We start from the raw sequence: 23,505 nt of genomic DNA on the forward strand, positions 1-23,505 counted from the left end.
CATGAATCGGGCCAGTTTGCCGATTCAGCATGTGGTGAGACTCACCGTCAAAAAATCCACATATAGCCGTGAACAAAACCTGAATCAGAACGAGTCAGCGATTCGTCGCTGATTCGTTCCAGACTCGTTCCAGCCGTTAACGACAGGCGGTTTTGACCGGGTCCGCCGATTCCCGCCTGCCCCAAAAGAACATTCCGCTTTCGCTCGGCGTCCTAAATCCCTATGTGTCGGCTGTCACACGCGGCGGCGCCGTCGCGCTTCCGACCAAAAGCGTGATCCCGAAAAGTGGAAACCGGTTTTCGGAGAAAGATCATGCTTAAACAATCAAGGCGGCAGAAACACTTATTTCCGAGCCGATGAATATCCAGCCGAAACACTCCCAGCCGCTGATCCTTTCGGGCCGCGACGTGACGGCCGTGCTCGGCCCCACCAACACCGGCAAGACCCATCTCGCCATCGAGCGCATGGTTGCACATGAGACCGGCATAATCGGCCTGCCGCTCCGGCTGCTCGCCCGCGAGGTCTATGCGCGCGTCTGCGAAAAGGTCGGCGCCCACAAGGTGGCGCTGATCACCGGCGAGGAGAAGATCGTTCCTGCCGGCGCGAGATATTCGGTCTGCACCGTCGAAGCGATGCCGCGCGAGACCGACGCCGCCTTCGTCGCCATCGACGAAGTGCAGCTCGCCGGCGACCTCGAGCGTGGCCATATCTTCACCGATCGCATCCTGCATCTGCGCGGCCGCCAGGAAACGCTGCTGCTGGGCGCGGCCACCATGCATGGCATCCTGCAGAAGCTCTTGAAGGGCGTGTCGGTGGTGACGCGGCCCAGGCTTTCGCATCTTGCCTATGCCGGCTCGAAGAAGCTCACCCGGCTGCCGCGGCGCACGGCGATCGTCGCTTTCTCGGCCGACGAGGTCTATGCCATCGCCGAGCTGATCCGCCGCCAGCAGGGGGGTGCGGCCGTCGTGCTCGGCGCGCTTAGCCCACGCACCCGCAACGCGCAGGTGGAGATCTTCCAGTCCGGCGATGTCGACTATCTCGTCGCAACCGACGCCATCGGCATGGGGCTTAACCTCGACCTCGAGCACGTCGCCTTCGCCCAGAACCGCAAGTTCGATGGTTACCAATACCGCAACCTCAGCGCCGCCGAGCTCGGCCAGATCGCCGGACGTGCCGGCCGGCACCTGCGCGACGGCACGTTCGGCGTCACCGGCCAGGTCGACCCGTTCGACGAGGACCTGGTCGCCAAGATCGAGGCGCACGACTTCGACCCGGTGAAGGTGCTGCAATGGCGCACTGCCGATTTCGATTTTTCCAGCCTCGACGCGCTCAAGCGCTCGACCGAGACGAACGCGCCGGTCGAGGGGCTGACCCGCGCGCTGCCGGCTGTCGACGCGCAGGCGCTGGAGCATCTGTCGAAGGACGGCGACATCCGCGCTTTGGCCACCGGCAAGGAGCGTGTCGCGCTGCTGTGGGAAGCCTGCGCGCTCCCCGACTACCGCAAGATCGCGCCGGCCCAGCACGCCGATCTCATCGCCTCCATCTATATGGACCTTGCGCGCCATGGCCATGTCGATGAGAATTACATGGCCGAGCAGGTGCGACGCGCCGACACGACGGAAGGCGATATCGACACGCTCTCGCACCGGATCGCGCAGATCCGCACCTGGACTTTCGTCTCCAACCGCCCTGGATGGCTGGCCGATCAGCTACACTGGCAGGAAAAGACGCGCGAAATCGAAGACAGATTGTCGGATGCGCTGCATGAGCGGTTGACGAAACGCTTCGTAGACCGCAGGACTTCCGTCCTCATGCGGCGCCTTAGAGAAAATACCATGCCTGAAGCCGAAATCAGCCCAACCGGAACCGTCCTCGTCGAAGGCCATCATGTCGGCGAGTTGCAGGGGTTCCGCTTCACCGCCGACCAGAGCGCCGGCGGCGAGGACGCCAAGGCGGTGCGCACCGCCGCCCAGAAGGCGCTCGCGGCCGAGTTCGACGCGCGCGCCGAACGCTTTGCCGCCTGCGCCAATGGCGACTTGGCCTTGGGCTCCGACGGCGTCCTGCGCTGGATCGGCGCGCCGATCGGCACGCTGGTCGGAGGCGACGAGGCGCTGAAGCCGCGCCTTGTCCTGCTTGCCGACGAGCAGCTGACCGGCCCTGCCCGCGACAAGGTCGCGGCGCGCGCCGAGCGTTTCGTCAATTTCCAGATCGAGTCGCTGCTGAAGCCCCTGGTCGATTTGAAGAATGCCGACCAGCTCACCGGTATCGCGCGCGGCATCGCGTTCCAGCTCGTCGAGCATTTCGGCCTGATCAATCGCCGCGACATCGCCGAGGAGATGAAGTCGCTCGATCAGGAAGGCCGCGCCGCGCTGCGCCGGCTCGGCGTGCGCTTCGGCGCCTACCATGTCTTCGTGCCGGCGCTGATCAAGCCGGCTCCGGCCGGTCTGGTGACCTTGCTATGGGCGCTGAAGAACGACGGCAAGGACAATCCGGGCTTCGGCGATGTGGTGCATGCGCTGGCTTCCGGCCGCACCTCGGTCGTCATCGACCCGGCTTTCGACAAGACCTTCTACAAGCTCGCCGGCTATCGCAATCTCGGCCGTCGCGCCGTGCGCGTCGATATCCTCGAACGGCTTGCCGACCTCATCCGCCCGGCGACCAACTGGAAGCCCGGCCTCGGCCAGCGTCCCGACGGCGCCTATGACGGCCACGCCTTCATGGTGACGCCGCCGATGATGTCGATACTCGGCGCCACCGCCGACGATATGGAAGAGATCCTCAAGGGTCTCGGCTATCGCTCCGAGGCGAAGCCCGCCGCCGAAGTGAAGGCGAAGCTCGACGCGCTGGACGACGCCGCCCGCGAAGCGGCCGCGGCCAAGCTCGCCGCGGAAGAAGCGGCGCGTGCCGCGCAGGCAGCGGCGGCCGAAGTTGCGACGACGGACACGGTTGCCGAGACATCGGCCGAGGGTTCGGAGCCGGCCGCCGTCGAACCCGTAGCCGAAGCTCCGGCTGAAGCCGTCGCGGAAGTGGCAGCGGAACCTGTTGCGGGAGAGCCGGCAGAGGTTCCGGTCGAGGTCACGGAAGAGGCTCCGGCTGCGGAAGAGACCGCAGTGGTGGACATTGCTGCAGCGACCGAGTCGGCCGCAGGCGTCGACGCCCTTGCCTCCCCCTCGACGGGGGAGGGTAAGGCAAGCGAAATCCCGGCCGAGGCTGAAGAACCGAAGCCTGTCCTTCTGTGGCGCCAGGCGCGTTTCGATCATCAGCGCCCACGCCAGCGCCACGACAACCGTCGCGACAATCGTCAGCGCGGTGGTCAGCCGGCGCGCGACGGCCAGGCGGGCGCCACGGGCGGCCAGCCCGGCGACCGGCCGGCCCATGAAGGCCGCCGCGAGCAGCGCGACGGCGCCGGCAAGCCGCGCTTCGACCGCTCGAAATTCAAGCCGAGACCGGATGCGGGCGACCGCCGCGAGGGCGGTGAACGCCGCGAAGGCAGGCCGCAAGGCGAGCGCCCGGATCGCCACGAGGGGGGCCGCCGCGACGGCCGGCCTGACTGGAAGGGCAACCGGCAGGACGGCAAGGGCAACGCTCCGGGCGGCAAGCCGTCCTTCCAGGGCAAGCCGCGCGAAGAGCGTCCGCAGCGCTTCGATCCGGATTCGCCCTTCGCCAAGCTCGCCGCCTTGCGCGACCAGCTGAAAAAGTAGACTAGAGCATGATCCCGAAAAGTGGGAACCGGTTTTCGGGTAAGATCATGTTCAAACAAAGCTAGTCCCGATGGTTGGAGAAGGCCGCCAGCGCATCGACAAATGGCTGTTCTTCTCGCGCGCGGTGAAATCGCGCTCGCTGGCGGCGAAGGTCGTCGTCGCCGGACGCGTCCGCATCAATCGCGACAAAGCAGCGCAGGCCTCCGATCTGGTGAAGCCCGGCGACGTGCTCACCATCACGCTCGAGGGCCGTATCCTGGTCTGGAAAGTGCTGGATTGCGGCACGCAGCGCGGGCCGGCCGATGAAGCGCGCCTGCTTTACGAGGACATGTCGCCGGCACCGACGCCCAAAGGCGAGGCCGTTGCGGACGCCATTCCGGCACTGCGCGAGGCCGGCAGCGGCCGCCCGACCAAACGCGAGCGCCGCCAGACCGACCGCCTGCTCGGCGACGATTGAGACACAACCGACCCGGGGCGTAGCCGGAGCAATTCCGCGAAACCTGCGCGGCGATCAGGCTCGGTGACCTCGATCCGCTCTTCCGGCCGGAATTCCTTTCCGGCCCTCCGGCTCCGCCGGCAACCCCTGCCCTTGCATGCGGCGGGCAAAGGCGTTACCTCAGCCAAAAAGCCCAACAAAATGGGACGTTCCGGAGCCTGCAATGACCTATGTCGTGACCGACAATTGCATCAAATGCAAATACATGGACTGCATCGAGGTCTGTCCGGTCGACTGTTTCTACGAGGGCGAGAACATGCTCGTCATCCATCCCGACGAGTGCATCGACTGCGGCGTGTGCGAGCCCGAATGCCCGGCGGACGCGATCAAGCCGGACACCGAGGGCGGTCTCGACAAATGGTTGCAGATCAACGCCGAATACGCCGAGAAATGGCCGAACATCACGGCCAAGAAAGAACCGCCGGCCGACGCCAAGACCTTCGACGGCGAGACCGGGAAGTTCGAGAAATATTTCTCGGCCGAGCCCGGCGAGGGTGATTGATAAAGAGGCCGATAGCGCTGGCATGACGCCGCGTAACGGGGCCGATACAAATACTGTCTTGACAGGCAGGGGCTTTGCTTGGCGTTAGCGAACGCAGCAAAACCTTGATTCTTCCGACTTTTTGTGTTACATGAGCGAAACATGCCGGTGACACGACGTCGATTTATGGCGCTAACGCCCCAAATCACTGAAAGGTGAGCTTTTAAGTCCGGACCAGAGCGATCTGGGGCAGGCAGTCGCATTTGTGCGATATGCCGGTCCCCTGCTTTTCCGGTGGGTTCATCCTGTTGCGACGGCTAACGGTCGGCTATCGCCGGCCCCATGGGTTCGCGCCGGCATGATGCCGGCGGCACAACTAAGGAGTTCAGGGCGTAATGGCAACGATCACCCCGCAGAAGAAGTCCACCGCGGCCCGCCACGGGTTCAAGACCGGCGAGTTCATCGTCTATCCGGCGCATGGCGTCGGCCAGATCGTGGCGATCGACGAGCAGGAAGTTGCGGGTCACAAGCTGGAACTGTTCGTCATCGATTTCCAGAAGGACAAGATGCGGCTGAAGGTGCCGGTCGCCAAGGCGACCTCGATCGGCATGCGCAAGCTGTCGGAAGAGGATTATGTCGACCGCGCGCTGAAGGTCGTGCAGGGCCGCGCCCGCATCAAGCGCACCATGTGGTCGCGCCGCGCCCAGGAATATGATGCCAAGATCAATTCCGGCGACCTGATCTCGATCTCGGAAGTCGTGCGCGACCTCTACCGCGCCGACAACCAGCCGGAGCAGTCCTATTCCGAGCGTCAGCTCTATGAAGCCGCGCTCGACCGCATGGCCCGCGAGATCGCCGCGGTGAACCGCATGTCGGAGACCGAGGCGGTGCGCCTCATCGAGGTCAACCTCAACAAGGGCCCGAAGCGCGGCGCCAAGGCCGACAACGAAGAATCCGAACAGGAAGAAGCTGCCTGAGCTTTTTCGCCTTTAAGTTACGAAGAACCCGGCCTCGCGCCGGGTTTTTTGTTTCTGAAGAGCCTGCCGAAGGTTACGCGCCGCCACCTTCCTTCTGCGCCTCTTCCTGGCGCAGCGAGGCAATGAAGCGTTTCGTCCGCTCGCGCTCCGGATTGTCGAACACGACCGAGGCCGGCCCCTTCTCGACGATCGCGCCGGCATCGAGGAAGACGACCTCCTGCGCGATCTTGGAGGCGAGCCTGAGATCATGCGTGGCCATCACCATGGTCGTGCCCTCGCGCGCAAGCTGCCCGAGCACGTCGACCACTTCCTGCGCCAGTTCCGGATCGAGCGCCGAGGTCGGCTCGTCGCAGAGCAGGACGCGCGGCGACGGCGCCAGCGCGCGGGCGATGGCCACGCGCTGCTGCTGGCCGCCCGACAGCGTCGCCGGCCAGGCATCGGCCTTGTGCGCCATCCCGACCTTCTCGAGCAGCGCCATCGCTCGCTCGCGCGCCCTCGGCTCGGGCCATTTCAGCACCGTCACCAGCCCTTCCATGACATTCTCGATTGCCGTGCGATGCGGGAAGAGCTGGAAGTTCTGGAACACCATGCCGGTCTGCAGGCGGATGCGCTGGATATCTTTTGCAGGCACCTTGCCGCCCGGATGGAACGCAAGCGTCTCGTCGCCGATGCGCAAGGAACCGGAAGTCGGGATCTCCAGCAGGTTGATGCAACGCAGCAGCGTGCTCTTGCCCCCGCCGGAAGGGCCGACCAGCGCCGTGACGCTGCCTTCGTCGATGCTGACGGTGACGCCCTTCAGGACAAGATTGTCGCCAAAACGCTTCTCGATATTGGTGAGGCCGATCATGCGTTCGCCTCCAGGAAGCCGCCATAACGGTTGAGCCGCACCTCCAGCCGCGCCTGCAGCGCCGACAGCACCGAACTCAGCACGAGATAGAGTGCGGCCGCCTCGACATAGAGGATCAGCGGCTCGTAGGTGGTGGCGACGATGCGCTGCGCGGCCTGGAACATCTCCGGCACGGTGATGGCTGCCGCGAGCGAGGTGTCCTTGACCAGCGAGATGAAGGTGTTGGAGAGCGGCGGCACCGCGACGCGCCCCGCTTGTGGAAGGATCGTGCGCCGCATCGCCTGGGCCCAGGTCATGCCGATCGAGTAGGACGCCTCCCACTGGCCCTTCGGCACCGAGCCGATGACGGCGCGGATGATCTCCGACGTGTAGGCGCCGATGTTGAGCGTGAAGCCGATCAGCGCCGCGGGGAAGGCATCGAGCAGGATGCCGACAGACGGCAGGCCGTAGAAGATCAGGAACAGCTGGACCAGCAGCGGCGTGCCGCGGAAGATCCAGACATAGAAGCGCACCAGCGCGACCAGCGGTTTCGGGCCGAACAGCCTGATCAGCGCCGTCGCCAGTCCGGCGACGAGCCCCAGCGCGAAGGACAGAAGAGTGAGCGGCACGGTGAAGATGAGTGCCGCCCACAACAGTGTCGGCAGCGACTCCAGCATCAATTGCAGCCAATGCGGCACGGGGCGCTTCTCCCTTCCAGATACGGCGGCGCGTTCCCCCGTATGGACTGACTATCATGCAAAAACCGGCGAGCCGTCAAAGACGGCCCCGATGAATGTCGTGCAAAAAATGGCGGGCCGTCTTCGACGACCCGCCGGCATTCAGGCAAAAGACTGTTCGGTTTACTTCGAAACGTCTTGGCCGAAATACTTGTCGGCGATCTTCTTGTAGGTGCCGTCGGCCTTGATGTCGGCCAGCGCCTTGTTGATGGCCGCGACCAGTTCCGGATCGCCCTTGCGCACGATGACGCCGGAATAGTCGGCATTCTCTTCCTGCGCGGCGATCTTCACATTGGCGTCCGGCTTGTGCTTCTTGAAGTCCAGGAAGGACAGGCTGTCGTTGATGGTGGCGTCCGCGCGGCCGGTGAGCAGAAGCTGGATCGACTGATCGAAGCCGTCGGTGCCGACCAGTTCGGCGCCGTTCTTCTCGGCGAGCTTGGCGAAATTCGAGGTCAGCGACTGCGCGGCCTTCTTGCCCTTGAGGTCGGCGAAGGTCTTGATGTCGGTGTCGTCGCCGCGCACGATCAGCACCGCCTTCGAGGCGATATAGGGATCGGAGAAATCATACTTGGCCTTGCGGGCGTCGGTGATGCCGACCTCGTTGATGACGGCGTCGTAGCGGTTGGCGTCGAGGCCTGCGATCAGACCGTCCCACTTGCCTTCCAGGAACTCGACCTTGACGCCGAGCTTCTCGCCGATCGCCTTGGCGATCTCGACATCGAAGCCGACCAGCGCGTTGGATTCGTCATGATAGGTGAAGGGCGCATAGGTGCCTTCAGTGCCGACCTTGAGCACGCCGGCCTGCTTGATCTGGTCGAGATTGGCGCCGGCATGGCCGGCGGCGACCGCCAGAACCTGCAGCGTTCCGGCGATGAGGAGCGATTTAAGCCATTTCATTTTTCTGTGATCCCGTTTTGACCGGTGGCCCGGTCCGATTGTGAGAGCCGGAAACTGACAGATAGAAGGTCGCAAAATAAGGAACCAGATTTCAAAAATCTGTCTCCTCAGAAATCTGATTCTCAAAATCGCCCGATAATCCGCCAAGCGGCATTTTGGGGCCCGCTAACGGAATGTTCCCGCCGGCAACGTTTGCCCCCTCGGGCGGCGGAACCTTCCATGCGCCTGACACGTTGCATGGCTGTTGTAGGGCGCGGCGGCGTCTTTTCAACCGTCGTAAGCGCAATCACCGCCAACAGGAGCCGACATGATCGAGGACGCGGCAGGACGGACCCTGGTCCGGGCGGCAATGAAGGCTCCCTATCTCGAGCGCGACGAGGAGCACGTGCTTGCGCTGCGCTGGAAGGAAGAGAACGACCAGCACGCCCTGCATCGGATTACCGTCGCCCATATGCGCCTGGTCATCTCCATGGCCTCGAAATTCCGCCACTACGGCCTGCCGCTCGGCGACCTGATCCAGGAAGGCCATGTCGGCCTCCTCGAGGCGGCGGCTCGTTTCGAGCCCGCGCGCGAAGTGCGCTTCTCGACCTATGCCACCTGGTGGATCCGCGCCTCGATGCAGGATTACATCCTGCGCAACTGGTCGATCGTGCGCGGCGGCACCAGCTCGGCGCAGAAGGCGCTGTTCTTCAATCTGAGGCGCTTGCGCGCACGGCTGGCCAACGGCGCCGAGCCGCTCTCCAATGCCTCGCTCTACCGTGAGGTCTCGGCGGCGCTCGGCGTTCCCGAAGCCGACGTGGCGATGATGGACTCACGCCTGTCCTCACCCGACAGTTCGCTCAACGCGCCTTTGGCCGACGAGAACGGCGCCGCCGAGCGGATGGACTTCCTGGTCTCCGAAGACCCGCTGCCGGACGAGATCGTCGGCGAACGGATCGATGTCCAGCGCCGCGCCGTCTGGCTGAAGAGCGCGCTTGGCGCGCTCAACGCCCGCGAGCTGCGCATCATCGAGGAGCGCAGGCTGAGCGATGACGGCGCTACGCTGGAATCGCTGGGCGAGCAGCTCGGCATCTCCAAGGAGCGCGTCCGCCAGATCGAGGCCCGCGCTATGGAAAAGCTGAAGCTGGCCCTGGTGAAGCAGAACCCGGAATTTTTGGCAGAAGCCGCCTGACGGCAAACTGCCACTCGAGTCCGGCGACGGGTAATTTAGTAAATAAGAAAATATAGCCAACGGGGCGATTTTCCTTCATCCATACCGCTGGATTGTGAGGTCTTTAACAGACCATTGCATCGCAATTGGCCTTCTTGAAGCCTCCAGACCGTAACGGATGGGGGATTTGCCATGCTGCGTTGTTGCGTATTCCTTGCAGCCTTGATCCTCGCGGGTTTTACGACATTCGAAGCGCAGGCCGATCGAAGGGTTGCCCTTGTCATCGGCAATTCCGAATACCGCGAGATCCCTGCGCTCAAGAATCCGGACAAGGACGCCGAGGACGTGTCGAAGACATTCCGGCTGGCCGGCTTCGAGGTGTTCGCTGCGAAGGACTTGACCAGGCTTCAGTTCGAAGAGCAGTTCCGCAACTATCTGGCGGCGGCAGACGGCGCCGATCTGGCGGTCGTCTATTATTCCGGCCACGGCTTCCAGATCGGCGGCGAGAATTTCCTGATTCCGGTGGACGCGTCGCTGAAGGACGCGGCCGACATGGAAGTTCAAGCCATCAAGGTCGATGACATACTGCAGCAGCTGCGCTCGAAATCGAAGATCCAGATGATCATCCTCGATGCCTGTCGCAACAATCCTTTTCCGCGCAAGGACTATTGGCTGCGCGATCAGTTGATCGTCGCAGGCGGCACCGGCCTCGCGCAGGTCAGCGGTTCACAGAACACGCTGATTGCCTTCGCGACCGAGCCGGGCGCCGTCGCCTATGACGGCTCTGGCGACCTCAGCCCGTTTTCGTCGTCCTTCTCCCGCCGCGCGCTGGCGCCGAACCAGGAGATACGCTCGGTCATGGCCGCCGTCCGCCGCGACGTGGTCAAGGCCACCAACGGCAAGCAGGTTCCGTGGGAGAACTCTTCCCTGATCGACGACGTGGTGCTGATGCGCGAGGCGGAGCCACCGGCCCTGCCCCCGGCCGACGCCCAGCAGAGCCAGCAGACGGCGGAGCGCGGGATCCAGGCCGCCGCGGCCGCCGAAGCGATTGGAAATCGTGACATCGGCGTCCCGGTCGGCGTTGGCCCCGTTCCCCTGAAACTGGATTTTCCGGCCAAGGATGCCTCGATCAGTATGAAGCTTGCGAGCTACCCGGCGACCGGAACGCTGTCGCTGCCAGATCGCGTCCTGCCGCCGCAATCGAACCTGATGGCCGCCGAGGTCGACAATCTGCGCTACGAGCCGCAGGTCGGTTCGGCGGCTCCCGTCGAGGTCGGCCTCCAGATCCGCGTCGGCAACGTATCGAAGCAGGCGACGGTGAAGCTGTCGCCGAACGTCGATCCATGCGATCAGGCCGCGGGCGAGCCGCTCGACCTGCAGGGCATCGCCTCCGGCAAGTTGCCGAGTGAGATCGGCAGCGAGGCTGTTGAGTCCTGCGGGGCGGCCGTGAAGGCCTACCCCGACATTGCGCGCTTCCGTTACGAACTTGGGCGAGCGCTGCTGGCGTCAGGCAGGATCGACGAAGCAAGGCAGGCGATCCAGGACGCCGCGGACAAAGGCCACGTCCGCGCTGTGTATGAGCTTGGTTACATCGCGGCCTCCGGAATAGGGGCGGCCCCGGATATTACGAAAGCGAACAGCTTCTATGCGCAGGCGTCGGACAAGGGAGATCCCTACGCCATGACCGCCTGGGGGCGCGCCTTGTTCGATGGTGTAGGCGTCCAGCGCGATACCGGCAAGGGGCTGGACCTGCTGCTTAAGGCGGCAGCGATGGGGCATGTCGGCGCCATGAACGATCTGGCGCTGATCTTCAAGCAAGGCCGCAACGGCGTGCCCGCCGACCCGGCGCGCGCTCTGGCTTTCCTCAAAGCCGGCATCGACCGGCAAGAGGCCTATTCGATGGCCATTCTCGGGCTTTCACCCAAGCAAAACACCCCAACGCTCGCAGTGTGTAAGCCCAAGGTGGTGACGAAAGTGATCACGAAGGTAAAGATCATCCGCACTCCCCCGCCAGAAGCGCCGCCGCCGACGATCACCACGCCAAAGGACCCGATCGGACCGGTGCCCTGGCGCGGTAGTAGCGGCGACCACGATCATCCGCAATCCCGGGGTGATAACAGCGATGGCTGATTAACGCCAGCGACGGCAGCAGCGACGAAAGGTACTGCTGCCGTCGCCAACCTCGCAAAAATGGTCCGAGAGCGGAAAGTGACTGCGGTGGCCATGCCGCCACTTGAAAGCGGCCGCCGCCAATAGCGACCTGCAGGGCCTTACTTGTCCGTGACGATCTTGACCTTGTCGCCGGCCGATACGCTGGCGCCCGGCGACATGGCGTTGAGCACCCTGAACAGATCGAGCTTGCGATCGACGCCGACCATCTGCGCGGCGAGCGAGCCCATCGTCTGGCCGGCCTGGACGGTGACGACCCGGATATGCAGGGGCTTCAGCGCCGCCTTCTCGGCCGGACTCAGCACGCGGAAGGAGCCGCTGACCGAGCGCGCCACCGGATCCAGCGACGCGCTGGCCGAGGGCGCGGCCGTCAGCAGCCGGTAGACCTGCCCGCCGGCGCGGATCACCGCGATGTCGAACTGCCAGCCTTGCGCGCTGGCATGCGCCATCGCCGCCTCGTTGCCGTTGACCGTGTCCTGACGCACGCTGGCGTCTTCGAGCCCCGCCACCCAGCCGCTGCGGATGTAATCGGTGAGCGACACCGACTTGTCGATCGCCACGCCGTCGAAACGGATGGCGATGTCGCCCGGCCCGGTCGCGGTGACGGCGGCCGCCGAATTGTCGATGACGAAACCGTCCGGCACGGTGAAGGAGACACCGAGATTGGGGTGCATGAAGGTCTGGCCGCGCACATAGCCCTCTTCCGGCGTGTCGCCGTAGAGCAGGCCGTCTATGCCAGCCAGAAATGCATCGCGGTCGCGCGTGCCGACGCCGGGCGGGCCGAAATTGCGCGCAAGGCGCTGCGCCAATTCGATGCGCTGCGGCGTGTTGGGATGCGTCGCCAGGAAGTCGAGGCTGGCGTCGGTGGCGCCGCTGACCGAGCGGAAATCGGTATAGGCCGACATCGACTGCAGGAAGCGGCCGGCGGCATAGGGATCGTAGCCCGCCTCGCCGATGGACTTGATGCCGATGGCGTCGGCCTGCAGTTCCTGGTTGCGCGAGAACTGCGCGAGCCTCAGCTTGCCGCGGATGAGCGCGGCCTTGGCGGTCGGGCTGTCGCCGAGCACATCGGACACCACTTTGGTCGCCAGACCTTCCTCGGCTTCGAGTTGCTGCCGCTGCAGCCCGTGATTCGCGGTAACGTGGCCCATCTCGTGCGCGATGACGGCGGCAAGCTCGGAGGAATCATTGGCCAGCGCCAGCAGCCCGCGCGTCACATAGAGATAGCCGCCCGGCAGGGCGAAGGCGTTGACGTTGGGGGAGTTGAGGATGGTAATGCGGTAGGTCTGGGTCGGGTTGGCCGACACCACCGTCAGATTGCCGACGACCTTGGCCACCATGCGTTCGAGCTTCGGGTCGGAATATTCACCGCCATAGGTGGCGAGAATGCGCGGATGCTGCGCCTTCGCCATTTCGGCGAGCTTGGCGTTGGCGACGACATTGTCGACGGTGATCGGCTTGTCGGAAGGCTGAAAGCCGCTCTCCTGCACGTCCGGCGGCGTGAGCATCTGGCAACTTGCCAGCACGGCAACGCTTGCCAGCGCGAAAAATCGTGCAAGCGGCCTCATCCACACTTTCTCAGCGCCGGTCGACAGATCGGCTTCCTTTCGAAATCTTTCGGCAAATCACGGCCCCGCCGGACCAGCATGGCCGGACCTAGCCATACTCCCCCGGACAAGGCAAGCAAACGCCGGATCACCCGTTGCCGGTTTGACCGTAAATTATGTCGGCTTCCGGGCAATATGTTGTGATCCGGCAACGGTGCCGCCTCGATCGCCGATATAGCGCCGGAACGCATCCGGTCCAGACCGATCGAAGAAATCCTCGGCCGGTCCGGTCGCCGCGATCCGGCCTTCATCGAGAAATGCCACGTCCTGACCGATGCGGCGCGCATCTTCCGGCTGATGGGTGACGAACAGCACCGTCATTTTACGCTCGGCATGGATGCCGGCGAGAAGGTCGAGCATGTCCTCGCGCAGCGCCGGGCCGAGCGACGCGAAAGGTTCGTCGAGCAGCAATACAGGCCGGTCGCGCAGCAGCACCCGCGCCAGCGCCACGCGCTGCCTTTCGCCGCCGGAGAGCTCGCGCGGCAGCCGCTTTTCCTTGCCGGCAAGGCCGACACGCGCAAGCGCCCCGGCGACGGCGGCGCGATCGGCAGCGCCGAGTTTCAGCGACGGCGAGCGGCCGAGCCCTACATTGGCTTCGACCGTAAGATGGGCGAACAGGTTGTTTTCCTGGAACACCATCGACACCGGTCGCGCCGAGGGCGGCAGGTTGCCAAGATCGATGCCGCCGATCAGCACCTTGCCGGCAACGGGTGATTCGAAGCCGGCTATCAGATTGAGCAGTGTCGACTTGCCGGAACCGCTCGGCCCCATGATCGCGGTGATCCTGCCGGCCGCGAACTCGGCATTGAAGCGGAAGGAAGATTCGCCATAGCTGAACGACACGTCTTCGAGTGCGACGGTCAGCGCCTTTCCTGCCGCGATGCCGTTGTCTGTCGATGTCATGCTTTTGCTTCCCGCCCCAGCCAATCGGCGACAACGACCAGCATCAGGCAAACGAAGCCGAGCAGCAAGGCAAGTCCCGCGGCGTCCGCGGTCCGGTAGCTGCCCATCCGCGCGAGCAGAAGATAGGGCAACGTCTGCACGGAATCGCTGCCGAAGAGCGCTATCACGCCGAGATCCCCGAGCGACAGCGCCATGGCGAAGGCGAAGCCGGTCGCGAGCGGCCGCCTGAGCGATGGCCAGTCGATCAGGCTGAGCCGGGTCCAGCCGGATATGCCGAGCGCCAGGCAAAGCCGCTCATGGCGTTCGCTTGCCGCGTCATAGGCCGGGCGAATGGCGCGGACCGCGAAGGGCATTGCCATCACGGCGTTGACGGCGACGACCATGACCGGCGCGACGGCAAAGACATCGGTGATGTTGCGCAGCGCCAGGAACCAGCCGGCGCCAAGCACGATCGGCGGCACGACGAGCACGAAACCGGCGCCGGTGTCGGCGGCATGTTCGAGCAGCGACATGGCGCCGCCGGCCCTGCGCCGCAGCGCCAGCGTGCGCCGCGCCGCGATCAACGCCAGCGACAGCGACACGCTGAGCAGCGCCGCGAGCAAGGCGAGACCGGCGCTGGTGAGCGTCGCGCGGCGCACCGCTTCCTCGCCCGCCAATCGGCCGAGATCGGCCTGAAGGCCCGAAACCACCGTCGCTACCATCGGTCCGGCGACGAACAGCAGGGCGAGCGCGATGAGGCCGGCATTCAGCACGCTTTCGCTCCGGCCCGCCGATAGGTAACGGCGCGGCGCCACCGGCAGATTGGCATCGCCGACCGTGTTGGCGCCGATCCGTGTAAGCGCTGCGACCACGACGAAGGTGAGCGCGATCTGCAGCAGCGTCAGCACCACAGCTCGGGCCGGGTCGAAGTCGAAGCGCAGCGCCTGATAGATGGCGACCTCCAGCGTCGTCGCCGCCGGACCGCCGCCCAACGTCAGCACGACTGTGAAGGACGTGATGCAGAGCATGAACACCAGCCCGGCAACCCCCGGCAGGGCCGCGCGCAGCACCGGCCATTCGATCAGCCGGAAGGCCGGCCGTGCGCCCATGCCGAGTTGGCTCGCCAGCCGCCACTGGTCGGCGGGAATCGTGCCCAGCGCCTCGAGGAACAGACGCGTGGCCAAAGGCAGATTGAAGAAGACATGCGCGACAAGGATGCCGGAGAGGCCGTAGATGCCGGGCCACTCTCCCGCGCCGAGCCTGGCGAAAGCGCCGGCAAAGTAGCCGGCACGGCCGTAGAGCGCCAGGATGCCGAGCGCGGCGACGATGGCCGGCAATGCCAGCGGCACGGTGAACAGCTGCAGGATCAGGCGGCGACCTGGAAAGGCCGGATGTCTCGACAAAGCACGTGCCACCAGGAGCGCTGGCGCGACCGACAGCAGCGTCGAGAGCAATGCTTGCCACAGCGTGAAGCGCGCGACACGCAGGAGGTAGCTGTCGAAGGCAGCGGCTGCGCCGGAGAGATCGTGCGCGCCTTCGACAATGAGGCCGGCAAAGGCGCCGCCGATGAGCAGCGCGATTGAGGCGAGCGCGACTATGCCGGCGGTTACGCGGCCGTCACGCGCAGCGTGCACGCTGCACCACTTGGGCTTGCACTAGCGAACGCCGCGTTCCTTCGCGCCCCCCTCTGTCCTGCCGGACATCTCCCCCACAAGGGGGGAGATGAGATGTGGCGCCGGCTTTCGCGAATCTCCAACGCCGCAGGATTGAGCAAGGCGCCAAAGCTGCCAATCTCCCCCCTTGAGAGGGAGATGTCCGGTTCGCCCTCCGTAGCTGCAGCGCAGCTGCTGCGAAGGAGGGGCAGGACAGAGAGGGGGGCGTTGGCGCAAGCATCGCAACCCTACTTGCTCATCACCGCCAGCCACTCATCCACCCACGCCTTGCGGTTGGCCGCCACTTCTTCCGGGCTGAACAGCAAGGTCTTCGTCGGCTTCACCAGCTTTTCGAAGGCCGGGTTGAGCGGCTTGTCGGTCTTGCCGGCCGGGAACATCCAGTTGGTTTCCGGAATGACGTCCTGGAATTTCGGCCCGGTCATGAAGGCGATGAATTTTTGTGCCAGCGGGTTCTTCGCGCCGGTCGTGGTGATGCCGGCAACCTCGATCTGCAGGTATTCGCCTTCCTCGAAAGAAGCTGCCTGGTAGCGCTCGGTGTTCTCGGCCACCATGTGATAGGCCGGCGACGTGGTGTAGGAGAGCACCATCGGCGCTTCGCCCTTGGTGAACAGGCCATAAGCCTCGCTCCAGCCGGGGGTCACCGTCAGCACTTTCGGCTTGAGCTTGGCCCAGGCCTCGGGAGCTTTGTCGCCATAGACCGACTTGACCCAGAGCAGCAGGCCGAGGCCGGGCGTCGAGGTGCGCGGATCCTGGATGACGATCTTGTCGGTGCCGCTGCCTTCCACCAGGTCCTTCAGGCTTTTCGGCGGGACTTTTAGCTTCTGCGTGTCATAGACGACGGCGAAATAGCCATAGTCGAAGGGGACGAAAGTGTCGTCGCTCCAGCCGCCGGGCACATTGATGCCCGAGACTTCGCCATGCGGCGCGAACAGGCCGCTCGCCTTGGCGTCCGCCGTCAGATTGGTGTCGAGGCCGAGCACGATATCGGCCTTGGTGCCGGCGCCTTCGAGCTTCACGCGGTTGAGTAGGGCGACGCCATCGGCGACCGAGACGAATTCGAGGTCGCAGCCGCACTCGGCCTCGAATTCCTTCTTGACGGCCGGGCCTGGCCCCCAATCGGCGGTGAAGCTTTCATAGGTGTAGACGGTGAGCTTGTCCTTCGCGGCGGCGGGCGCAACGCCCGCCACAAGCGAAACAAGACCGGCTGCGAGAATGAGCTTGGACAATATCGCGCGCATCGGCGCCTCCTACGTTCGAGTGACAAGGAATTGAGGCGCCGGATGGTCCGAAACGTCTAATCCCTCCGCCGGTACAAACCGGATCAGGTTCAGCGGGTTGGCTTGATTGCCTCTCAGCCGGATCACGTCCGGCACCCCGTTAGAGCGTTTCGACAGATAGGCCCGGCCGAAGCGGCGCGCAAGCGGAAGTTTGCCGGGCAGCTAATGTTCGGGGCAGCAGCCGCGCAACGGAAGCTCGGGCCGTGCGGCTTCCGTTTCGCTTGGAGGGCTGGTAAGGGCGACGGCCATGGGCACATTCACCATCCTGCTTGGCGGCGAGCTTATCCGCACGCCCCGGCTCGAACGCCAGATCGAAGGTTCGCGCGTCATCGCCGCCGACGCCGGCATCGGCCATGCCCGCATGCTTGGACTGATGCCGGAGCTGTGGGTCGGCGATTTCGACTCAGTGCCGGCCGACCTGCCGGATGACCTTGCCGCCGTTCCGCGAAAAGTCTTTCCGGCCGAGAAGGACATGACCGATGGCGAGCTCGCCATCGCAGAAGCGCTTCGGCGCGGCGCCACCAGCCTTGTGCTGGCCGGCGCCTTCGGCGGCAAGCGCGCCGACCACGCCTTCCTGCATCTGGCCCTCGCCGTGCGGCTGGCCGAGGCAGGCACGACCGTGCTGCTGACGAGCGGCGCGCAGGAAGGCGCCCCCATCCTGCCAGGGAAAGCAGCCAGCTTCGACTATGCCAATGGCACCTTGTTTTCGGTGCTTGGCTTCTCTGATCTGTCCGGCCTTACGGTGACCGGCGCCAAATGGCCGCTCGACCGCGTCGAGGTGGCGTTCGGCTCCTCGCTCACTATATCAAACGAGGTCAAAGGGCGGCTTGGCATAGCGCTGGAGCGCGGCCGGGCGCTGCTTCTGGCCCACCCCTATCCTCTTCCCGAAAGCTGACATGGCCCCGCCTCTTCTCAATCTCGACGGGATAAAACTGACCTTCGGCGGCACCCCGCTGCTCGACGGCGCGGCGCTCAGCGCATCCGCCGGCGAGAAGATCGCACTGGTCGGACGCAACGGCTCGGGCAAGTCGACGCTGCTCAAGATCGCCGCCGGGATGATCGAGCCGCAGGACGGCGAAGTGTTCCGCCAGCCTTCGGCGACCGTTCGCTACCTGCCGCAGATGCCGGATATGGACGGCTTCGCCACGGTGCGCGCCTATGTCGAGGCCGGCCTCGGCCCGGCCGACGATCCGCATCGCGCCACCTATCTGATGGAGCATCTCGGCCTCACCGGCGAGGAGCGGCCGAGTGACCTTTCCGGCGGCGAGGCGCGCCGCGCCGCGCTTGCCCGCGTCATGGCGCCGGAGCCAGACATCCTGTTGCTCGACGAGCCGACCAATCATCTCGACCTTTCCGTGATCGAATGGCTGGAAGAGGAACTTGCCCGCACCTCGTCGGCGGTAATCCTGATCTCGCACGACCGCCGCTTTCTCGAGCGCGTCACCCGCGCAACCGTCTGGCTCGACCGTGGCCAGACACGGCGGCTGGACAAGGGCTTTGCCCATTTCGAGGAATGGCGCGACCAGGTGCTGGAGGAGGAAGAGCGCGAGCAGCACAAGCTCGGCCGCCAGATCGTGCGCGAGGAACATTGGCTTCGCTACGGCGTGACCGCCAGGCGCAAGCGCAACATGCGCCGCCTCGGCGAGCTGCAGACGATGCGCCAGCGTTTCCGCAGCCATCGCGGCGCCGAAGGCACCGCCACCATGGTGGCGAGCGACGCCGCCGAATCCGGCAAGCTGGTGATCGAGGCCAAAGGCATCGACAAGAGTTTTGGCGACCTCACCGTGGTCAAGGGTTTCTCGACCCGCATCCAGCGCGGCGACCGCGTCGGCCTGGTCGGCCCGAACGGCGCCGGCAAGACGACACTGCTGAAGATGCTGACCGGGGAGCTGGCGCCGGATGCCGGAACCGTGCGTCTCGGCGTCAACCTGGAGATCGCGACGCTCGACCAGAAGCGCGAGGCCGTCGACCCGGCCGAGACCCTGGCGCACTACCTCACCGACGGGCGCGGCGAGAACCTGCTGGTCAATGGCGAGCAGCGCCACGTCGTCTCCTACATGAAGGATTTCCTGTTCAAGCCGGAGCAAGCACGCACGCCGGTACGCGAGCTTTCCGGCGGCGAGCGCGCGCGGCTGCTGCTGGCCCGCGTGCTGGCGCGGCCGGCGAACCTTCTGGTGCTCGACGAGCCGACCAACGATCTCGACATGGAGACGCTGGAGCTGCTGCAGGAACTGGTCGCGGGCTTTGCCGGAACGGTGATCCTGGTCAGCCACGACCGCGACTTCCTCGACCGCACCGTCACCAGCGTGATCGCGCCGGATGGCAACGGCCCCTGGATCGAATATGCCGGCGGCTATTCCGACATGCTGGCGCAGCGTGGCGGCTCGAAGCTGGAAGATCGCAAGGCAAGGTCGAAAGCCGGGACCGCCGAAGCTTCGCCGAAAGCCGAACAAGCAGCACCCAAGGGCCCGGCGAAGAAACTCTCATTCAAGCAGAAGTTCGCACTGGATTCGCTGCCGAAGAAGATCGAAGCGGTGACGGCCTCGATCGCCCGGCTGGAGAACAACATCGCCGACCCCGCCTTCTACGAACGCGATCCGGTCTCGTTCCAGAAGACCATCGCCGCGCTCGACAAGGAGCGTGCGACGCTCGCCGCGCTCGAGGAAGAATGGCTGGAGCTGGAGATGCTGCGCGAGGAGATGGAGGGGTAATTGGCTTGCTTGCACGCAGACATGCGCTTATTCTGTGCGCATAAAAGAGGTAGGCCATGCTTCAATCAACTGCAAAACCACAACGCAAGTCGGTCAACACCTCGATTGATTCCAGATTGATCGAGGAAGCCAAGGCGCTGGGCATCAATATGTCTCGTGCTGCCGAGCAAGGGATCGCCAAGGCGATTTCCGCCGAGAAGACGCGTCGCTGGCAGGAGGAGAACAAGGAAGCGCTCGAAAGCTCCAACGAATACGTCAGGCGCAACGGTCTGCCTTTAGCCAAGTACCGGCTGTTTTGATGGCTCGCTATGATTTCTATCGGAGCGCAGGAAGCGACGGCTATCTCCTTGATGTTCAGTCCGACATACTGGAGCATCTCGATACCAACGTGGTCGTTCCGCTTCTGCCGCCCAATATCGCACCGTTGCCCGCGCGCAGGCTGAACCCGATCTTCAGGATCGACGGCAAGGACCATGTGATGGTCACTCAGTTCATTTCCGCTGTAACGGCTTCAGAACGCCGGGCGGCAGAAGGAAACCTTGCAAGACACCACGACGATATCGTGGCGGCGCTCGATATGCTCTTCCAAGGGTTTTAGGGCGCTTATCTTTCTTTTTTGCGCAATTCCGGACGGAAAACCGCTCACACTTTTCCTGGAATTGCTCCTCACCCCGACGTCTTCGCCGCCCAGGCCTTCAGCGCCTCATCGAAGACCTTCTCGCCGGGGATACCCTTTTCCATGGTGAGCAGCGCGCGGCGTCCGGTCTTGTAGACCACCGGCACGTCGATCCAGGACTGTCCGCGAAGCAGCGTCAGGTTGGCGTCCTCGTCGGCCTTGGTGTCGTTGAGCGCGACGAGGAAGAAGCCGTCGGCGATCTTGGCCGGGATGCCGATCAGCGGGCTGCCGGCATCCTGCTCCGAACTCTTCATGGCGATGCGCAGGATGTTGTCGACGCCGCCGCCGTCAAACCCTTCCGGCGTCAGGAAGATCATCTCGATGATGTGGCTGGCCGGCAGCGTCTGGTCGGTGTTGCGCCGGATCGTCATGCGCAATTGGATATTCTTGCCGGGGATCGTCGCCTCGGCGCGGATCGCCGGTTCCGGCGGCAGGTCTCCGCCGGGCGATTCCTGCACCAGCGACCACACGATGCTGCCGGGCTCGGCCGTGCCCTGCTGGGTGCTGGTGCGCTCCTCGTAGAAGATCGCCTTCTGGCCGACCGGCACGGTCGCCTCGGCCGTCGCCGGCGCGGGCGGCGTCGTGCCTGCGGCCGGCGGCGTCGCTCCGGCGGCGGGCGGCGTGGCGCCGGCCGCGGGCGGTGTGGTTCCACTCGCCGGCGGCGTCGGATTGGCCGCGCCGGTCGCCGGCGCCGCCGGCGTTGTTCCCGCGGCAGGCGCCCCAGGCGTTTGCGCGGCCGCAGCGGGCGGGGTCGTCGCGGGCGCCGTTGCCGGGGCGGCCGGCGGCCGCGAGGTCAGCGCCGCGACGGATTCACCCTCGCCGATCGTGGCTTGTCCGCCGGCGGGGCCAGGATCGGTCTCCTTGCCCTCCGGCGTTAGGCGTTGCGTGAATTTGGTCGTGTCGGCGGATTCGCCGGCAGGGGCCGGGGCCGGCGCGGCCGCCGTCTCGGTCGCAGGCTTCGCCGGGGCGGGCTTGACCAGCGGTTCGGTCGAGACCGTCTTGTTGCCGCTGCCGCCAAGGCCGAAGAGCGAGCCGAACGCACTCTTGTTCAGCCAGACTCCATAGCCGCCGCCGGCCAGCACCAAAAGCGCGATGACGGCGGCGATCAGGCCGCCATAGCCGCGCTTGCGCTGCGGCTGAGGCCGCAGCCGTTGGAAAGTGTCGGCCGCCGGCTGCTCGTCATTGGCAAAGACGTCGCTGCCGTCATCGGCATCGGCGGCGTCCATGCCAGCGAGGCCGACATCGTCCTCGCGGGGCGACGGCATCGGCGGTGGCGGCGCCTTCTGCCAGGCAGGCTCCGCCTTTGGCGCGGCCTGCCAGCTCGGTTCCGTCCTTGCTCCGCTCTGCCAGGCCGGCTCGGTCTTGACAGGGCTTTGCGGCGCCGGCTCAGCCTTCGGCGTGCTTTGCCAGGAGGGTTCGGCCCTGCCGGGCGTCGGCGCCGGCTTGGGGGGCTCTGATTTGAACGGGTCCGGCTTGGGGGGCGCCGGCACAACCGTGGGCGGCGCCGGCTCGCGGGAGTGGGTCGGCTGGTTCCTGTTGCGGTCGATGGAGGAGAAGATATGCTCCAGCTCCGCCAGCGGATCGGCAGCGGGAACGCTTTTGGCATAACTGCGCTCGACGCTGGAGATGGCGTCCTCAAGGGTACGCTTCTGCTGATCGACGACCGAAGGCGCCAACGGCGGAACGCGATCGGCAAGTTTCTTGGCGATCGTCGCTCGCGCCTTGTCATAGACCTTCGACCGCATCTCCGGCGTGTTCTCGCTGAGATTGTCGATCGTCTTTTTCAGAACAGCGATGAAATCTGCCATGCGTCAGGTGACCTGCATTCTTTTCCCGCCGGCCGCAAATCAGCCATAGCGCCGGGAAGGGCTGTGAAACTAGTCTTGAAACGGATCGGTCACAAGTATCGTGTCGTCCCGTTCCGGGCTGGTGGAAAGCAGTGCCACAGGGGCGCCGATCAGCTCCTCGATATAGCGGACATATTTGACCGCCTGCGCCGGCAAATCGTTCCAGCTCCTGGCGCCGGCGGTGGTTCCTTTCCAGCCTTCGAGCGTCTCGTAGACGGGCTCGACCCGCGCCTGCGCGCCCTGGCTGGCCGGCAGGTAATCGATCGTCTCGCCGTCGAGCCGATAGCCGGTGCAGACCTTGATCTCGTCCAGCCCGTCGAGCACGTCGAGCTTGGTGAGAGCGATGCCCTTGATGCCGTTGACGGCGACGGCCTGGCGCACCAGCACGGCGTCGAACCAGCCGCAGCGCCGCTTGCGGCCGGTGACGACGCCGAACTCGTGGCCGCGCGTGCCGAGGAACTCGCCGATCTCATTCTTCTGCTCGGTCGGGAACGGCCCCTCGCCGACGCGCGTCGTGTAGGCCTTGGTGATGCCGAGCACATAGCCGATCACGCCGGGACCCACGCCGGAGCCGGCGGCGGCTTGCCCCGCGACCGTGTTGGACGAGGTGACGAAGGGATAGGTGCCGTGATCGATGTCGAGCAGCGTGCCCTGCGCGCCCTCGAACAGGATGCGTTCGCCGGCGCGACGCTTGTCGTCGAGCACTTTCCAGACGCGGTCCATGTAAGGCAGGATTTCGCCGGCCACCGAGGTCAGCTCCTGCATGATCGCCTCATGCGTCGCTTCCGGATGGCCGAGCCCGCGGCGCAGCGCGTTGTGGTGCGTCAGCAGCCTGTCGACCTTCAAGGGGAGCGTTTCCAAATCCGCCAGGTCCATCACCCGCACCGCCCGCCGGCCCACCTTGTCCTCATAGGCGGGACCGATGCCACGGCGGGTCGTGCCAATCTTGGTTCCGGAATTCGAGGCGGCGTCTTCGCGGAATCCGTCCAGCTCCCGGTGCAGCGACAGGATAAGCGCGGTGTTTTCGGCTATTTTCAGGCGCTCCGGCGTGACCTCCACGCCCTGCTCCTTGAGCTTCTTCGCTTCGGCCACGAAGGCGTGCGGATCGAACACCACGCCATTGCCGATGATCGAGAGCTTGCCCTGCCTGACCACGCCTGAGGGCAGCAGCGACAGCTTGTAGACCTTGCCGTCGACGACCAGCGTATGGCCGGCATTGTGGCCGCCCTGGAAGCGCACGACCACATCGGCCCGTTCCGACAGCCAGTCGACGATCTTGCCCTTGCCTTCGTCGCCCCACTGCGAGCCGACGACCACCACATTGGCCATGTTCTTTTCCCTTGAAATGCCGCGCGGGCGGCCTGAAACGACAGGCCTCTATAGCGTCAAGCGCCGGCC

At 65.1% G+C, this 23,505-nt stretch carries 19 protein-coding genes and 1 riboswitch; of the genes, 10 read left to right on the forward strand and 9 right to left on the reverse strand.

Annotation, left to right across the window (positions count from 1 at the left end; all coding sequences use genetic code 11):
- Window positions 1–356: 356 nt before the first annotated feature.
- The 4 genes from DPM35_RS23865 to DPM35_RS23880 all read left to right on the forward strand — a co-directional run bounded on the left by DPM35_RS23865 (window position 357) and on the right by DPM35_RS23880 (window position 5,655).
- Window positions 357–3,701 carry a helicase-related protein gene (locus DPM35_RS23865; protein ID WP_112129658.1) on the forward strand — a complete coding sequence of 1,115 codons (3,345 nt, stop codon included), beginning with the start codon at window positions 357–359 and terminating at the stop codon, window positions 3,699–3,701.
- Between the two features lie 70 nt (window positions 3,702–3,771).
- Window positions 3,772–4,158 (forward strand): RNA-binding S4 domain-containing protein, encoded by a 387-nt coding sequence (locus DPM35_RS23870; RefSeq protein ID WP_112129659.1) that lies wholly within the window; start codon window positions 3,772–3,774, stop codon window positions 4,156–4,158.
- 202 nt (window positions 4,159–4,360) lie between these two features.
- Entirely contained in the window at window positions 4,361–4,699 is a 339-nt protein-coding gene (gene fdxA, locus DPM35_RS23875) for a ferredoxin FdxA (protein ID WP_112129660.1), read from the forward strand.
- Between the two features lie 374 nt (window positions 4,700–5,073).
- Window positions 5,074–5,655, forward strand: coding sequence for a CarD family transcriptional regulator (locus tag DPM35_RS23880; RefSeq protein WP_095816705.1), 582 nt, complete (start codon window positions 5,074–5,076; stop codon window positions 5,653–5,655).
- A 73-nt stretch (window positions 5,656–5,728) separates the two neighbouring features.
- Here DPM35_RS23880 and DPM35_RS23885 read toward each other — a convergent pair whose 3' ends face one another.
- From DPM35_RS23885 to DPM35_RS23895, 3 genes are all read right to left on the reverse strand, one after another.
- On the reverse strand, window positions 5,729–6,502 hold the full coding sequence (locus DPM35_RS23885; RefSeq protein WP_112129661.1) for an amino acid ABC transporter ATP-binding protein: 774 nt from the start codon (window positions 6,500–6,502) through the stop codon (window positions 5,729–5,731).
- Window positions 6,499–7,179: an ABC transporter permease subunit gene (locus DPM35_RS23890; protein WP_112129662.1), complete on the reverse strand. Its 681-nt coding sequence runs from the start codon at window positions 7,177–7,179 to the stop codon at window positions 6,499–6,501. Before DPM35_RS23890 ends, DPM35_RS23885 begins: the two co-directional genes overlap by 4 nt.
- A 162-nt stretch (window positions 7,180–7,341) precedes the next feature.
- Complete coding sequence (locus DPM35_RS23895; protein WP_112129663.1) at window positions 7,342–8,115, reverse strand: amino acid ABC transporter substrate-binding protein; 774 nt, start codon at window positions 8,113–8,115, stop codon at window positions 7,342–7,344.
- A 307-nt stretch (window positions 8,116–8,422) separates the two neighbouring features.
- Between DPM35_RS23895 and DPM35_RS23900 the strand changes: the two genes are divergently transcribed.
- Together DPM35_RS23900 and DPM35_RS23905 are read left to right on the forward strand one after the other, a co-directional pair.
- Window positions 8,423–9,286: an RNA polymerase factor sigma-32 gene (locus DPM35_RS23900; protein WP_040991742.1), complete on the forward strand. Its 864-nt coding sequence runs from the start codon at window positions 8,423–8,425 to the stop codon at window positions 9,284–9,286.
- A 171-nt stretch (window positions 9,287–9,457) separates the two neighbouring features.
- Entirely contained in the window at window positions 9,458–11,395 is a 1,938-nt protein-coding gene (locus DPM35_RS23905; RefSeq protein ID WP_112129664.1) for a caspase family protein, read from the forward strand.
- A gap of 140 nt (window positions 11,396–11,535) precedes the next feature.
- Here DPM35_RS23905 and DPM35_RS23910 read toward each other — a convergent pair whose 3' ends face one another.
- The 4 genes from DPM35_RS23910 to thiB all read right to left on the reverse strand — a co-directional run bounded on the left by DPM35_RS23910 (window position 11,536) and on the right by thiB (window position 16,834).
- Window positions 11,536–13,002 (reverse strand): M48 family metalloprotease, encoded by a 1,467-nt coding sequence (locus DPM35_RS23910; RefSeq protein WP_112129665.1) that lies wholly within the window; start codon window positions 13,000–13,002, stop codon window positions 11,536–11,538.
- Window positions 13,003–13,155: 153 nt separating this feature from the next.
- Window positions 13,156–13,944, reverse strand: coding sequence for a thiamine ABC transporter ATP-binding protein (gene thiQ / locus DPM35_RS23915; protein ID WP_112129666.1), 789 nt, complete (start codon window positions 13,942–13,944; stop codon window positions 13,156–13,158).
- A complete protein-coding gene (gene thiP / locus DPM35_RS23920; protein WP_112129667.1) occupies window positions 13,941–15,557 on the reverse strand; it encodes a thiamine/thiamine pyrophosphate ABC transporter permease in 1,617 nt (538 codons plus the stop codon). The genes thiQ and thiP overlap by 4 nt, the downstream gene beginning before the upstream one ends.
- A gap of 266 nt (window positions 15,558–15,823) precedes the next feature.
- Entirely contained in the window at window positions 15,824–16,834 is a 1,011-nt protein-coding gene (gene thiB / locus DPM35_RS23925; RefSeq protein ID WP_112129668.1) for a thiamine ABC transporter substrate binding subunit, read from the reverse strand.
- A gap of 43 nt (window positions 16,835–16,877) precedes the next feature.
- Window positions 16,878–16,983: riboswitch (TPP riboswitch) on the reverse strand.
- 137 nt (window positions 16,984–17,120) lie between these two features.
- On the opposite strand from thiB, the gene DPM35_RS23930 reads away from it, so the two are divergent.
- From DPM35_RS23930 to DPM35_RS23945, 4 genes are read left to right on the forward strand one after another with little or no spacing between them, the layout of a single operon-like run.
- Window positions 17,121–17,768: a thiamine diphosphokinase gene (locus tag DPM35_RS23930; protein WP_112129669.1), complete on the forward strand. Its 648-nt coding sequence runs from the start codon at window positions 17,121–17,123 to the stop codon at window positions 17,766–17,768.
- Between the two features lies 1 nt (window position 17,769).
- Entirely contained in the window at window positions 17,770–19,584 is a 1,815-nt protein-coding gene (locus DPM35_RS23935; protein ID WP_112129670.1) for an ABC-F family ATP-binding cassette domain-containing protein, read from the forward strand.
- A gap of 56 nt (window positions 19,585–19,640) precedes the next feature.
- A complete protein-coding gene (locus tag DPM35_RS23940; protein WP_112129671.1) occupies window positions 19,641–19,883 on the forward strand; it encodes a type II toxin-antitoxin system CcdA family antitoxin in 243 nt (80 codons plus the stop codon).
- Window positions 19,883–20,182 carry a CcdB family protein gene (locus DPM35_RS23945; RefSeq protein WP_112129672.1) on the forward strand — a complete coding sequence of 100 codons (300 nt, stop codon included), beginning with the start codon at window positions 19,883–19,885 and terminating at the stop codon, window positions 20,180–20,182. The genes DPM35_RS23940 and DPM35_RS23945 overlap by 1 nt, the downstream gene beginning before the upstream one ends.
- 68 nt (window positions 20,183–20,250) lie before the next feature.
- Here DPM35_RS23945 and DPM35_RS23950 read toward each other — a convergent pair whose 3' ends face one another.
- Window positions 20,251–22,068, reverse strand: coding sequence for a hypothetical protein (locus DPM35_RS23950; protein ID WP_112129673.1), 1,818 nt, complete (start codon window positions 22,066–22,068; stop codon window positions 20,251–20,253).
- Between the two features lie 69 nt (window positions 22,069–22,137).
- Window positions 22,138–23,436: an adenylosuccinate synthase gene (locus DPM35_RS23955; RefSeq protein ID WP_112129674.1), complete on the reverse strand. Its 1,299-nt coding sequence runs from the start codon at window positions 23,434–23,436 to the stop codon at window positions 22,138–22,140.
- Window positions 23,437–23,505: the final 69 nt, after the last annotated feature.

It is taken from the genome of Mesorhizobium atlanticum, assembly GCF_003289965.1.
Lineage (GTDB): Bacteria > Pseudomonadota > Alphaproteobacteria > Rhizobiales > Rhizobiaceae > Mesorhizobium > Mesorhizobium atlanticum.